A 13395-nucleotide genomic window follows, 5' to 3' on the forward strand; every position below is an offset into this window, starting at 1 on the left:
AGTCTGCATCACCCGACGCCCCGATCAGCGCAACATTTGCCATCAGACACTCCTATAAGTTCAGTTTTGGTACTTGGTCTAATATGCAGACCTTCAGGTAAACTTAAAGGAGATGCCGTGACGGCACAAGAAGTCACCTTTACCTTACCGGGTCACAACAATGTGACCATGCGTGTCCATTCATTCCTGGAGAAACAATGACAACATTCCCTGGTGACGAAGAGATGTTCGAACAGCCTTGCCCGATTCGCGACGTACTCGACCGGATTGGTGACCAGTGGAGTCTGCTGATTCTCGAGGCGCTGGAACCTGGTCCCCAGCGCTTTAATGCTCTGATGCGTGAGATTGGCGATATCTCGAAGCAAATGCTTTCCCGCACGCTCAAGCAGCTGGAGCAGGATGGATTCATAACCCGTACGCTCTATCCAGAGGTCCCTCCACGGGTGGAATACGCCTTAACCCCATTGGGGCGCTCCTTTCTTGAACCGATGCAACAGCTCGTGGCCTGGGCGGACACCCATCACCACATGATTGTGGCTGCTCGCGCTCGGTATCAGGCGATACAGGAGCAAACCTGAAGTGTCCTTCTACACTGCATTGAGCTCTTTACGGATGAACTCTCGAAAGACACGCACGCGTGCCGGTGCATTCTGGCCACTCAGGCTGATTGCATAGAGTTTTCCTTCCGATAGTCTCCAATCCGCCAGTACCGGTACCAGAGCTCCGGAGGTAATGTGTGTGTCGGCCACCAAGTCGGGAATAGGGCCAATCCCAGCACCTGCCATTGCCAAGCGCAATACACTGGCGTAGTCACTGGTACGAATGCTTGGCCGGATCACCACTTCCTGTGTGCGACCTCTGCGATCAGTCAGTAACAGCTGCGCGGCTCCCGTGAATTCATGCGAGATGACAAGATGATGATCGGCAAGCGCAGCAGGGGTTTCCGGTGACAGTCCGTTCGCCTCAAGGTAGAGCGGGGAGGCGTAAAGCCCCACACGAAGCTGGGCCACCGATGAAGCGCGATAGACCATGTCCGGCAGGTTACCGTCTTGGGCTCTTAAGGCTAGGTCGATACGATTGGCTGCGAGATCGAGCGGGTTGTCCGTTATCAGAAGTTCAACGGTAATCTGTGGATAAAGTGTCCGGAATTTCGCGACGATCGATGGCATCAACTCCATTCCGATGTCCACCGGGGCGGTTACATGCAAATGGCCCCGTGGCACATCTTGAGATTCCTGTGCACCTTCTGCGGCATCGTCCAGCCACGCCAGTGCTTCTCTCGCCTTACTATAAAAGGCTGTACCTTCTTCGGTTGGCGAGACTGCCCGCGGGGCTCGTGCCAACAAGGTCACGCCAAGCCGATGTTCCAGCCGTGACAGCCGACGACTGATACCTCCCTTGGTCTCGCCCAGTTGTCTTGCTGCGGCCGAGACCGTTCCGAACTCGGCAACCGCGCAAAACGCGCGAATGTCTTCCAGTGCCCCGCCGATAGTTTCTATTCCGTCAACCATGGGTTTCATTCCTGCTGTCTTACGCATATATAGCAACTAATTCACACTATTCGCATCATCTAGTCAAAGTGCTTGGGTGATCGTCGGTGCGTCCGACCGCCATCTAGTTTTTGGGAGAGTGTTATGCCAGGTCTTATCAACGGACAATGGGTTAAGGGCGAGATTGCCAGCAACGAGATCAGAGGCGGTACCTTTGAGCGAGAACCTACCCGGTTTCGGCGTTGGATAGTGCCTCACGGTGAATCAGGGGCGAAGAGCGATGCCGCATCGCCCGCCGAGCCGGGGCGATATCAACTGTTCGTTGCTTATTGTTGCCCATGGGCTTCCCGCACGTTGATCTTTCGCAAGCTCAAGGGATTGGAAAACCTGATTCCACTCTCCGTTGCTGAGGCGGCGATGGGGGAGGAGGGCTGGTACTACGCAGAATCGCAGGATGCCGGATCGCATCTGAGCGAGGTTCGACACCACCATCAGCTTTACACCATGACGGAACCCCGTTACACCGGCAAGGTATCGGTCCCGGTGCTGTGGGACCGGGCTCAGGGGCGGATCGTCAATAACGAGTCGGCGGATATCATCCGGATATTCAATAGCGCATTCGACCATCTCACCGGGAATAACCTCGACTTCTACCCCGAACCGCTGCGCGCGACGATCGATGCCTGGAACGAGTTCGTCTACGAGAAGCTCAACAATGGCGTCTATCGAGCCGGTTTTGCCAAGAATCAGGCATCCTATGATGGTGCTGTTACCGAGGTGTTCCAAGCACTTGATCGCCTCGAAGACCACTTGGCCACGCATCGCTACCTGGCAGGCACCTTCCTGACCGAAGCCGACTGGCGTCTCTTCGTCACGTTGGTGCGTTTCGATACGGCTTACCATGGCGCCTTCAAATGCAATATCCGCCGCCTGGAAGACTATCCGCATCTGTCGAGCTATCTGCGTGAGCTCTATCAGTGGCCGGGTGTACGCGAGACGGTCAATCTTGAGCATATCAAGATCGGTTACTACACCAATGCCGCTCTCAACCCGACGCTTATCGTGCCGCAGGGTCCTGAGCTGGAGCTTGAGCGAGCGCATGAGCGGGATCATTTACCTGGAGAAGGCGTATGGATACGCACGGAAGCGGCTGTATGAGTCGCTCACTTCCCCCGATTGGCTTCGGTCTTGACGAGTTAGACGACCAGCAGGTCGCCCGGTTGATTCCCGCCGCCTGGCAGGCGGGTTTTCGTGCCTTCGACACGGCCCAGCTTTACGGCAACGAGGCCGCGCTCGGCCGTGCCCTGCGCGACATTGGCATGGATCGCGATGCGGTGTTCGTCGCTACCAAGGTGATGAATAGTCATTTCTCGGAAGCGCGTTTCCTGCCTTCGGTTCAGGAAAGCCTCGAAAGGCTTGAGCTGGATAGAGTCGATCTGCTGCTCGTGCACTGGCCCGGCCACAGCATGCCGATCGAGCGCCAGATCGAGCTATTGAATGAAGTCCACGCACGCGGTTGGACGCGCCATATCGGCGTCAGCAACTATAACGCCACCCAGCTTGCCCGCGCGGTCGAGATAAGCGAGGCGCCGATTGCCACGAACCAGGTCGAGATCCACCCCTATCTCGACCAGTCGACGTTGCGAAAGCATGCACATGAACTTGGTGTGCCACTGACCGGGTTCTTCGTCATGGCGATGGGCGCGGCGCCGCGTGAGCCGGTGCTGGCCCGTATTGGTGCGGCGCATGGCAAAAATGCGGCACAAGTGGTTCTGAGGTGGGCGCATCAAAAGGGCGACGTGCCCTTGACCCGCACCACCAAGCTGACGCGCATTGAGGAAAATATCGCCATTTTCGATTTTGCCCTGTCGTCCGACGAGATGGCCATGATCGATGATCTCGTGCGTACGGATGGCCGCATCCTCAGTCCGGACAATCTTGCCCCGACGTGGGACCAGTAATAACAGCCTCATGTGAAGACCAAACAGGGAGACAATTCATGCAGATCGACTTGAACGGAAAGCGCGGCATTGTCACCGGATCGACCACCGGGATCGGCTTTGCCATTGCCGAGGGGCTGGCGAGGGCTGGAGCCGAGGTGGTGATCACGGGACGCAAGCAGGATACCGTAGATAGGGCAGTCGAGAGCATCGGCAGGGCAGTCCCCGGGGCGCGCCTATCGGGCCTTGCCGCCGATCTTGCCACTGTCGAGGGTGCGCAGGCACTGATTGCCGCCATACCCGATGTGGATATTCTGATTAACAATCTGGGCATCTACGGTGGCTGCTCTTTTTTCGACATTGACGACGCCGCTTGGGAGGAAATCCTTCAGGTGAATGTCATGAGCGGCTTGCGCCTAGTGCGGCACTATGCCAAAGGGATGCAAGAACGTGGCTGGGGTCGCATCCAGTTCATTTCCAGCGAGTCGGCACTCAATATCCCCACAGAGATGGTGCACTACGGTGTTAGCAAGGCTGCTATGCAGGGCCTCTCCCGCGGGCTGGCCAAGGTGCTGGCGGGCGGCGGTGTGACCGTCAACACCATCCTGCCCGGTCCGACTAGCACGGAAGGGGCCATGGCGATGCTGGCGAAGCTTGCTGAAGAGCGTGGTGTCTCGGTTGATGAGATGGAGACGCTGTTTCTTAACGAGAATCGTCCCTCGACACTACTCAAGCGCTTCGCGACGCCGGATGAGGTGGCTAATCTCTGCGTCTACACAGCCTCGTCCCAAGCCAGTGCCACTACCGGGGCGGCGCTTCGCGTCGAAGGCGGCATCGTCGAGAGCTTTTGCTGATCGGGATGCCGGCGCCAAGCAGGCAAAACGCCTGCCTGCTTGGCGCTGCTCCATTACTGTTTAACTACGTCTAGGGGATTCTAATGATTAACGATTCCAAAGAGCGCTATGGCAGCGTCAGCAAGTTCCTGCATTGGTTGATGGCGGTGTTGGTCATTTGGCAACTGCTCAAGTTCGGTGATCGGATCTCCGAGGGAGAACACTGGATCGGTCAGACACTGGTCCCCTGGCATATCTCTATTGGCACCCTGTTGCTCGGCTTGATTGTGCTGCGGCTTCTTTGGGTGATGAGTCAGCGCCGGCATCGTCCACGACAGCGCCCGGCTACCGCCAAGCTGGTGAAAGCCGGACATGGCTTGCTTTTCGCAGGCATGTTGTTGCTGCCCCTGACCGGTATATTGGCCATGTTGGGAGGAGGGTACGGATTGACCGCGTTCGGGATTGAGATATTCGCAGAGGGGCGAGAAATCGCATGGGCTTCAAGCCTCGGTGATCTCCATTCGCCGCTCGCCTGGGCCTTCGGGGTGCTGGTCCTTGGGCATACCGGCATCGCCTTGTTCCATCACTTCGCCCAGCGTGACGATACACTCACGCGAATGTTGTAGAGCCAGCCCGGATTTTCATGAAGAGAAAGGAAGAGCCGCCGGGTGCGGTGCAAACGCTTTGTATGGGGTAGGAATTGCGCTCTCTAGCGATATGAGCGCCGCAATGGACAAGGCTCGTCTAAAGGCGGATTTCGAACTGGCTCAGCAGATTCCGCAGCAGTTTAGTGGGTTGAGTAAAGACTACACGGCCGATAATGGGACTGATGCCACAGTTGATTCGCGGTTCGAGCAGGCCGTCGAACGCCTAGTCTCGTCCGTCAGGATGGGTGGTCAGGAATTGGTGGAACAGGATGTTCGCGTTGTCGATGGCGATTTCCAGGCGGAGGTCCCAAATGAGCTCACCACCAATTAGACGGGGTGAGCAGTGGTCACTGGCATCGCCCGACTCCACTTTCCAGCTTGCCAGATGTGGTTGACCGGACGGAATCGATACCAGCCGGTACAGCGCTCAGCTGCGAGAGATTGCTCAAGCTGAGGAATTGGTTAGCCGGCAGTTGCGGCGCAATTTTATTTCTCGGCTGTTTGTTGAGCCACAACTGAGCGTTGATCCCAACAAAGCACGATTCCGTGTTCGTGCCCTCTGGCAAACCGCAGCGCCGAGTTTCTTTGATCTGGACTACTATAAGCAGGGGCTACCACCGCGTGATCCAAGGCGTGATTACAATGCGATGGATTATATGGGCCGGGTAGGGGAAAAGATACTGAGAGGGAAGGGTAGCTGTGAGGGATAGTGGCAGCGTTGCTGAAGTCAGCAACTGCCACTCCCCGTAAAACGCGGGCAACCTTTTTGGCTGATTGTCTCTCCAAGGATTCAGAGCAGAGACAATCAGGGGGCCAGACGTTACTCGTTTGCTTTGGCAACGAGTGTCAGGATGTCATAACTGGCCACCAACTCGTCATTCTGATTGGTAACCTGAACATCCCAGACCACCACGCCTTGAGGGTGCCCATCCGGAGATTTCCGGCCCTGGTCGATCTTCCGCTTACACGTCAGCCGTGCCCGGATGGTGTCGCCAGGAGCAACGGGCTCGATAAAGCGCAGTGTATCCAGACCGTAGTTCGCCAACACGGGACCTTCTCCAGGAGAAACGAAAAGACCGGCGGCTGCTGAGAGTACAAAGTAGCCATGTGCAATGCGCTTACCGAACTGGGATTCCCTGGCTGCGATCTCGTCGAAGTGCATGTAGAAATGATCACCGGACAGGCAGCCAAAGTTGACGATGTCCGCTTCGGTTACGGTCCGACGATGGGTTAGAAGCGATTCGTTGATCTGCAGATCTTCGAAATGGCGACGGAAGGGATGCACCTCCGTTTCGATCACATCCGCACCGTTAACATACTCGCGTGTCACTGCGGCCAGCATGTTGGGCGAGCCCTGGATGGCCGTTCTTTGCAGGTAGTGATGAACTGCCCGGATGCCTCCAAGCTCTTCCCCGCCGCCGGCGCGACCGGGGCCACCATGTTTGAGCATGGGCAGCGGTGAACCGTGCGTTGTGGATTCCTTGGCTGCTTCGGCATCCAGCAGGTGCAACCGACCGTGAAAAGCTGCAAACCGGGGGGCAAGCTCGCCGGCAATGGCCGGATCCCGGGTTGTAATCGTCGTAACCAGAGAGCCTCGACCTTTTGCACAAAGCGCAACGGCGTCTTCCAGCGTTTCGTAGGGAATCACGGTGGCGACGGGGCCGAAGGCTTCAATATCGTGAGCGCCGCAACCATTGCTTGGATTACGGCACAACAGCAGGTGCGGCTCAATGAACGCGCCTTTGTCAGTACCTTCCCCGGTCGGCTGAAAGTTGTTATCCCCGCCGGTGACCAGTTCGCTGGTTTTCAGCAGTTCCTGGATGTTGGTTTTTACATCGTCGAGTTGGTCCAGGGAGGCGAGGGCACCCATTCGAACCCCTTCAACTGAGGGGTCACCAACGGTAACCTTGGAGAGCCGTTCTTTGAGTTTCTCGCAGACCGCCTCGACCTGATTCTCAGGCACCAGAACACGACGGATCGCGGTACATTTCTGACCTGCCTTGGACGTCATCTCACGGGTCACTTCCTTGGCAAAGATATCGAACTCTTCATGTTCGGGGGTGACGTCCGGTGCAAGGATGGCGCTGTTCAATGAATCCGCTTCAGCGTTGAACGGAATTGAACGGTTGATGATGTTCGGGTGATTCTTGAGCTTGCGCGCGGTCGCAGCGGAGCCAGTGAAGGTCACGATGTCCTGCTCTTCAAGGTGATCAAACAGATCGCCGGTACTGCCTATAATCAGCTGCAGGCTGCCTTCGGGCAGGGCGCCGGATTCGTGCATCAGCCGGACCGCAAGTTCAGTCACGTAGCTGGTGGAGGTGGCCGGCTTCACAATGGAGGGCATGCCGGCAAGGAACGTGGGTGCGAATTTCTCCAGCATGCCCCACACCGGGAAATTGTAAGCATTGATATGGACGGCTACGCCGCCGCGGGGCACGAGGATATGGGTGCCGGCAAAGTGATTGTTCTTGCCCAGGGGCGTCACCGGGCCTTCGTGGACTACGTTGCCGGAAGGAAGTTCGCGACGGCCCATGCTGGCGTATGAAAACAGGGTGCCGAAACCACCATCGATATCGATCCCGTTATCAGCCTTGGTCGAGCCCGTGTGCATGGATAGGGAGTAAAGATCCTTTTTATGCTCCTGGAGATACAGGGCCATGGCTTTCAGAGCCAGGGCGCGTTCCTGGAAATCCATGTCCATCAGATTTTTGCCGCCAACATTGCGGCCGAAATCAACGGCCTTCTTGAAGTCCAGGGCATCGTCATGGGTATGCGCGACGGTTTCGCCATTGATGGCGCTGGGCAGGGTTTTGGCGGCGCTCTCGCCAACCCAGTTGCCCGCAATAAAACTTTTCAGGACTGACATAGGGAACTCCGTTAACTCTTGAAACTGCGGCAAGACTCACGATTTGGGCGGGCGCTTGCCGCTTGACTGGAATCTTTCTTGAGGGGGACTTACAGTTCGTCGTAGTCCAGTACCACCTTGTCGCTGACCGGGTGGCACTGGCAGGAAAGCACATAGCCGGCTTCGAGCTCGTAATCCTCCAGCGCAAAGTTCTGATCCATCTCAACCTCACCTTCGATGACCTTGGCTCTGCAGGTGGAGCAAACGCCGGCTTTGCAGGAGAAGGGCAAGTCGGCACCTTCCTCGTTGCCGGCATCCAGGATGCTTTGGCTGTTGCGCACCAACGGGAAGGTGAGTGAACGCCCGTCAGCGATGACAGTCACGCTGCTCGCTGACCCCAGATCGGCATCGGAGGGCGACTTTTCCTTTTTGGCCTGAGCGGCTCCTCCAGCTGCCATGAACAGCTCGAAATGGATCCTGCTGTTGTCCATGCCATGCTCCTTCAGGGAGTCACGCACGGCCTCAGTCATCATCTGAGGCCCACAGATGAATGCGGCAGTGAGGTTTTCGACATTGATCCAGTGGTCAAACAAAGCAGCGCATTTGCCCTGGTCAATCCGTCCGTTGTACAGATCAATGTCCTGTTCTTCACGGGTGAAGATATAGACCAGATTGAAGCGGGCCATGTAGTCGTTTTTCAGATCCTGCAGCTCATCCCGGAACATGGTGCTGTTGCTGGATTGATTGCCGTAGAACAGCGTTACCTTGCTATGAGGCTCGGTTTCCAGCGTGGTTTTCACAATGGACAGAATCGGGGTGATACCACTACCGGCGGCGACCGCAAGATAATCGCCTTCCCGCTGGGGGTCGAGGTCGATCGAAAAGTGACCCTCCGGTGGCATTACTTCGAGCGTTTCACCAGGCTCAATCTGTTCATTGGCATAAGTCGAGAAAATGCCATCGGGTACGTGTTTGACCGCGATCCGCAGTTCCTGATCGTCGACACTGCGACAGATCGAGTAGGAGCGACGGACTTCCTCACCGTCCAGCCAGGTTCTGACAATGAGGTGTTGACCTTGTCGGTAGCGGAATGTGTCCGCAAGCTCCTCCGGCACGTCAAAGGCAAGCGTTACGGCATTTTTTGTTTCTGGCCTGACTTCTTTCACGGTCAGAGGGTAGAATTTTTTCATTGTCGTATCAGCTCTAGATGCATTTGAAATAGTCGAAGGGCTCTAGGCATTCCTTGCAACGATAAAGGGCTTTGCAGGCTGTTGATCCGAATTCGCTGACCCGCTCCGTGTCATTGCTGCCACAGTGCGGGCATGCAATAACGGCGCTTTCTCCGAGTAAGCTCATCTTGCCGGAGCTCGTTTCAGGCGGTGCGATTCCGAATGCCCTGAGCTTTTCTTTACCTTCGGTTGTAATCCAGTCGGTGGTCCACGCAGGGGTCAGCACCTGGTTGATGGTCGGATTGCGTACACCCGCATCATGCAGCGCCTCAACAATCAGTTCTTCAATCAGCTCGGTGGCCGGGCACCCAGAATAGGTGGGGGTCACGTCGACGGTCAGCTCTTTGCCGTCCCAATGCACGGCTCGGATAATGCCGAGCTCCACCACACTGATGGCAGGAACTTCCGGGTCCTTGACCTCCTGGAGCAGTGCCCAGATGTCGTCCTTAGTAAGGAGATCGGGCCGGGCGTTGGTAGGCGCCCGGTCGCTGGCAATCAGACCATCAAGGGCTGACAGGCTGGCTGAATCACCATGTTGTGGCATCGGGATAGGCCCTCTGCAGAAACTGCATTTCCGCAAGAATGAAACCGAGGTGCTCAGTGTGTTCACCATGTTTGCCTCCCATATACATCCAGGCGTCTTCGGCGCCCGGGGCGAGGGTGGCTTGGGTGAGAACCTCGTTGACCATGCCGCGCCAGTCTTGGGCCAGAGGCTCAGGGTCTGGGCTGATGCCTGCTTCGGCCATTGCATGGTCCGTGTCATCCGGAGTGATCAGCTCACCGGTGAAGCGCCACAGAATATCCACAGCATCCTGCATGCGGCGGTGGCTTTCCTCCGTCCCATCACCTAGGCGTTTGATCCACTCTGATGAACGGCGCAAGTGATAGGTGGCCTCTTTCAAAGCCTTGCTGGCGATTCCGGCAATTCGCTCATCGCTGGATCGAGTCAGGCTGTTGAGTGTGAAGTAGTGCCACACATCAAAGAAAAACTGGCGCCCCATGGTTACCGCGAAATCCTCATTGGGCTGCTCCGTGAGTAGCAGATTGCGGTAATCGTGGGCATCACGACGAAACACCAGCTTGTCGGGATCCCGTCCATCATCGATCAGCTCCGCCGCATATTCATACCAGTTGCGGGCCTGGCCAATGAGATCGAGAGCGGTGTTCATCAGCGCCATCTCTTCCTCAAGCGCTGGCGCTTTTCCGCACAGTTCGCAAAGGCGTTGGCCAAGGATCATGTCGGAGTCTGCCAGGCGCAGCAGGTATTCCTGTAATGCTTGTGTTTGTGTCATGGCATTGCTCCTTACATGTGTCCGACTTCATCGGGCAGCTGGTAGAAGGAGGCGTGCCTGTAAACCTTGTCATCAGACGGGTCAAACAGCACTTCCTTCTCATCTGATGCGGAGGCTGTGATGGAATTGGAGGGCACAACCCAGATGCTCACGCCTTCGTTGCGGCGCGTGTACAGATCCCGGGCGTTTTCCATTGCCATCTCTGCGTCAGCGGCATGCACGCTGCCCACATGTTTGTGGTTCAGGCCGTGCTTTGAGCGCACAAATACTTCGAAAAGGCTCCATTCAGCCATATTCTATTCCTCCACGATCAAGCGGCTTGGGCGCGCTGTTTTTGGGCGTAGGCAGCGGCGGCTTCACGAACCCAGGCCCCGCCGTCGATTGCGTCTTTACGCGTTTTGATGCGCTCACGGTTGCACGGCCCATTACCCTTGAGAACTTCGTAGAACTCCTGCCAATCGATTTCTCCAAAATCGTAGTGGCCGGTTTCCTCATTCCATTTCAGTTCCGGATCGGGTGCGGTGCAGCCGAGCAGCTCCAGCTGCGGCACTGTCTGATCAATGAACATCTGGCGCAGTTCGTCGTTACTCTTGCGCTTGATCTTCCATGCCATCGACTGCTGGGAGTTCGGGGACTCGTCATCCGTCGGCCCGAACATCATCAGAGTCGGCCACCACAGGCGATTGATGGCATCCTGCACCATTGCCTTCTGCTCATCCGTGCCTTCACGCATCATATCCAGAAGGATCTGGTAACCCTGACGCTGGTGAAAGCTTTCTTCCTTGCAGATTCGAACCATCGCGCGTGAGTAGGGGCCATAGGAAGTGCGCTGAAGCACAACCTGGTTGATAATGGCAGCGCCATCCACCAGCCAGCCTACTGCTCCCATATCGGCCCAGTTCAGCGTGGGGTAATTGAAGATGCTGGAATATTTGGCCTTACCCTGGTGCAGTTTCTCGATTTCCTCATCGCGGTCTGCCCCGAGGGTTTCCATGGCGCTGTACAGGTACAGCCCGTGACCGGCCTCATCCTGAATCTTGGCCGCCAATTGAAGTTTGCGCTTCAGGGTTGGGGCGCGGGTGAGCCAATTACCCTCAGGGAGCATGCCCACTACTTCAGAGTGTGCGTGCTGCGAGATCTGGCGAATCAGCGTTTTGCGATAACCCTCGGGCATCCAGTTTTTGGGCTCAATCTTGGTTTCCGCGTCAATTTTTTCCTGAAACTCACGCTCTTCTGGCGACATCTCGTCCTTGGACTGGACGTGTTTGGCGCCGGTTTCAACGAGTTGGGCGTACATAAGCTACCTCCGGATCGGGCGCATGGCCCTGTTGTTCCTGACAGCGTTACCCCAGCAATTATGCTGATGGGCGTTAATACCCATAATAAATGACACCAAAAAAAAATCAAGAAATCTTTATGTGTGTCATGACGTCCGTCAATACTCGCTTAGTCGATGTTTAACTGACTGAATTTAAACACTTAACGATTTGATTCACGAAAAAATTTATCGATAGCGCTTTAAGGGTAGCGAATCCAAATCGAGGCCAGGCAGGCATGCCGCGCCCCTTTCAAAGATGCCGCCGCCTGACCAGACATATTCCCGTTGGAGGCTGTCGTCATAAGGTTATTGGGCATGGAGGTGCCGGAAAGTGCGTCATTGCGCGGACAAGCGCTTGTGGCAGGTAGATGGCAGCTGTGATTAAGCGCAGGCCGGACGCCGACTGTGGCTACTCGCCGCCGGGGCCACATCCAGGCGGTGTTATGCAGGTGGCCCGAATTGTGGGCGGGTTTCGGTCCTGCACGGAGTCATTGAGTTCGGTTGACATGCATCATATGACACACTAACGTCGATTGATATTCGTTAGAAGTGTCATATTATTCAGGCGCTGAAACGGATACCAAGCTTCCTTCAATCAATGGTGAAAGGGGCGCTATAAAAAAGGCGCGCCTTACAACGTGGGAGAACAAAAACAATGGTACGTCGTATAGGAAAATATGCCGCAGCAGTGGCTACAGGGCTGATGATGCTGAGTGCTCAGGCATCAGAGCCGATCAAGATTGGCTCATTTGTGTCAGCAACTGGACCCGCCTCATTCCTTGGTGACCCCGAACTCAAGACGCTTGAGATGTATGTCGAGAAAATCAACGACGAGGGTGGTGTACTCGGTCGTGATCTCGAACTGGTCCATTACGACGACGGTGGTAGTGCCTCTTCGGCCAGGAACTTTGCCAGCCGTCTGATCCGCTCCGATCAGGTCGATATTATCGTCGGCGGCAGCACCACAGGGACAACCATGGCTGCTGTACCGCTGATTCAGCAGGCCCGGATTCCTTTCATCTCCATGGCCGGCGCAGTCAAGATAACAACGCCGGTTAAAAAATGGGTCTTCAAGACGCCACAGTCTGATCGCATGGCGGCAGAGCGCATTCTCAGGGACATGAAAGACCGTGGCATTACCAAGATTGGTCTCATCTCCGGTACAGGTGGTTTCGGTAGCTCTGGTCGTGCCCAGACCCTGGAGGCTGCTGAGCAGATGGGCGTTGAGGTTCTTGCTGATGTCACCTATGGCGGATCTGATACAGATATGACTGCCCAACTTACCGATATTCGTAACACAGAAGGTGTCGAGGCCGTTCTTAATTTCGGGTTTGGTCAGGGTCCTGCCATTGTGACCCGCAACTACGCTGATCTGGGAATGGAACTGCCGTTCTATCAGTCTCACGGTGTAGCCTCCGACAGCTTCCTCGACCTGGCCGGTTCTTCTGCCGAAGGTCTCCGCCTGCCTGCCTCCCCACTGCTGGTGCCGGACTCCCTGCCGGAGGGTGATCCCCAGAAAGAAGTGGTCCAGGACTATAAGGCCGAATATGAGGCTCACTACGATTCCAAGGTTTCCACCTTCGGTGCCTATGCCTATGACGGTTTGAATCTGGCGGTTCGCGCCATCGAGAAAGCGGGATCCACTGACCCCGAAGCGGTTCGAAAAGCCCTGGAAAACATTGAGGGCTACGTGGGGGTGACGGGTGAATTCAATATGTCGCCGGATGACCACAATGGCCTTAATGTGGACTCCTTTCGAATCCTCGAGGTTCAGAACGGCAAATGGACGCTGATTAACTGA

Annotated in this window: 14 protein-coding genes; 7 read left to right on the forward strand and 7 right to left on the reverse strand. The window is 56.1% G+C overall.

Annotated features, from left to right (window positions below; translation table 11 throughout):
- Window positions 1–197: 197 nt before the first annotated feature.
- Window positions 198–578 carry a winged helix-turn-helix transcriptional regulator gene (locus H4I92_RS01995; RefSeq protein WP_077528969.1) on the forward strand — a complete coding sequence of 127 codons (381 nt, stop codon included), beginning with the start codon at window positions 198–200 and terminating at the stop codon, window positions 576–578.
- 9 nt (window positions 579–587) lie between these two features.
- Here the strand turns inward: H4I92_RS01995 and H4I92_RS02000 are convergent, their stop codons facing one another.
- Complete coding sequence (locus H4I92_RS02000) at window positions 588–1511, reverse strand: LysR family transcriptional regulator (protein ID WP_077528970.1); 924 nt, start codon at window positions 1509–1511, stop codon at window positions 588–590.
- 123 nt (window positions 1512–1634) lie between these two features.
- Between H4I92_RS02000 and H4I92_RS02005 the strand changes: the two genes are divergently transcribed.
- From H4I92_RS02005 to H4I92_RS02025, 5 genes are all read left to right on the forward strand, one after another.
- Window positions 1635–2648 carry a glutathione S-transferase family protein gene (locus H4I92_RS02005; protein WP_077528971.1) on the forward strand — a complete coding sequence of 338 codons (1014 nt, stop codon included), beginning with the start codon at window positions 1635–1637 and terminating at the stop codon, window positions 2646–2648.
- Window positions 2645–3451: an aldo/keto reductase gene (locus tag H4I92_RS02010; RefSeq protein WP_077528972.1), complete on the forward strand. Its 807-nt coding sequence runs from the start codon at window positions 2645–2647 to the stop codon at window positions 3449–3451. Before H4I92_RS02005 ends, H4I92_RS02010 begins: the two co-directional genes overlap by 4 nt.
- Window positions 3452–3489: 38 nt before the next feature.
- On the forward strand, window positions 3490–4284 hold the full coding sequence (locus tag H4I92_RS02015; protein ID WP_077528973.1) for an SDR family NAD(P)-dependent oxidoreductase: 795 nt from the start codon (window positions 3490–3492) through the stop codon (window positions 4282–4284).
- Between the two features lie 83 nt (window positions 4285–4367).
- Window positions 4368–4889 (forward strand): cytochrome b, encoded by a 522-nt coding sequence (locus tag H4I92_RS02020; RefSeq protein WP_179105593.1) that lies wholly within the window; start codon window positions 4368–4370, stop codon window positions 4887–4889.
- Window positions 4890–4992: 103 nt separating this feature from the next.
- Complete coding sequence (locus tag H4I92_RS02025) at window positions 4993–5241, forward strand: hypothetical protein (RefSeq protein ID WP_143512571.1); 249 nt, start codon at window positions 4993–4995, stop codon at window positions 5239–5241.
- Between the two features lie 489 nt (window positions 5242–5730).
- Here H4I92_RS02025 and paaZ read toward each other — a convergent pair whose 3' ends face one another.
- The 6 genes from paaZ to paaA form a co-directional block, all read right to left on the reverse strand.
- A complete protein-coding gene (gene paaZ / locus H4I92_RS02030) occupies window positions 5731–7776 on the reverse strand; it encodes a phenylacetic acid degradation bifunctional protein PaaZ (RefSeq protein WP_077528975.1) in 2046 nt (681 codons plus the stop codon).
- Between the two features lie 89 nt (window positions 7777–7865).
- Window positions 7866–8945, reverse strand: coding sequence for a 1,2-phenylacetyl-CoA epoxidase subunit PaaE (gene paaE / locus H4I92_RS02035; protein WP_077528976.1), 1080 nt, complete (start codon window positions 8943–8945; stop codon window positions 7866–7868).
- A gap of 13 nt (window positions 8946–8958) precedes the next feature.
- Window positions 8959–9528: a 1,2-phenylacetyl-CoA epoxidase subunit PaaD gene (gene paaD, locus H4I92_RS02040; RefSeq protein ID WP_077528977.1), complete on the reverse strand. Its 570-nt coding sequence runs from the start codon at window positions 9526–9528 to the stop codon at window positions 8959–8961.
- Window positions 9512–10222 (reverse strand): 1,2-phenylacetyl-CoA epoxidase subunit PaaC, encoded by a 711-nt coding sequence (gene paaC / locus H4I92_RS02045; protein ID WP_245800830.1) that lies wholly within the window; start codon window positions 10220–10222, stop codon window positions 9512–9514. Before paaC ends, paaD begins: the two co-directional genes overlap by 17 nt.
- 65 nt (window positions 10223–10287) lie before the next feature.
- On the reverse strand, window positions 10288–10569 hold the full coding sequence (gene paaB / locus H4I92_RS02050) for a 1,2-phenylacetyl-CoA epoxidase subunit PaaB (RefSeq protein ID WP_077528979.1): 282 nt from the start codon (window positions 10567–10569) through the stop codon (window positions 10288–10290).
- A 17-nt stretch (window positions 10570–10586) separates the two neighbouring features.
- A complete protein-coding gene (paaA, locus tag H4I92_RS02055; RefSeq protein WP_077528980.1) occupies window positions 10587–11573 on the reverse strand; it encodes a 1,2-phenylacetyl-CoA epoxidase subunit PaaA in 987 nt (328 codons plus the stop codon).
- Window positions 11574–12249: 676 nt separating this feature from the next.
- Between paaA and H4I92_RS02060 the strand changes: the two genes are divergently transcribed.
- A complete protein-coding gene (locus tag H4I92_RS02060; protein WP_077528981.1) occupies window positions 12250–13395 on the forward strand; it encodes an ABC transporter substrate-binding protein in 1146 nt (381 codons plus the stop codon).

This window comes from Vreelandella halophila, assembly GCF_019903425.1.
GTDB lineage: Bacteria > Pseudomonadota > Gammaproteobacteria > Pseudomonadales > Oleiphilaceae > Halospina > Halospina halophila.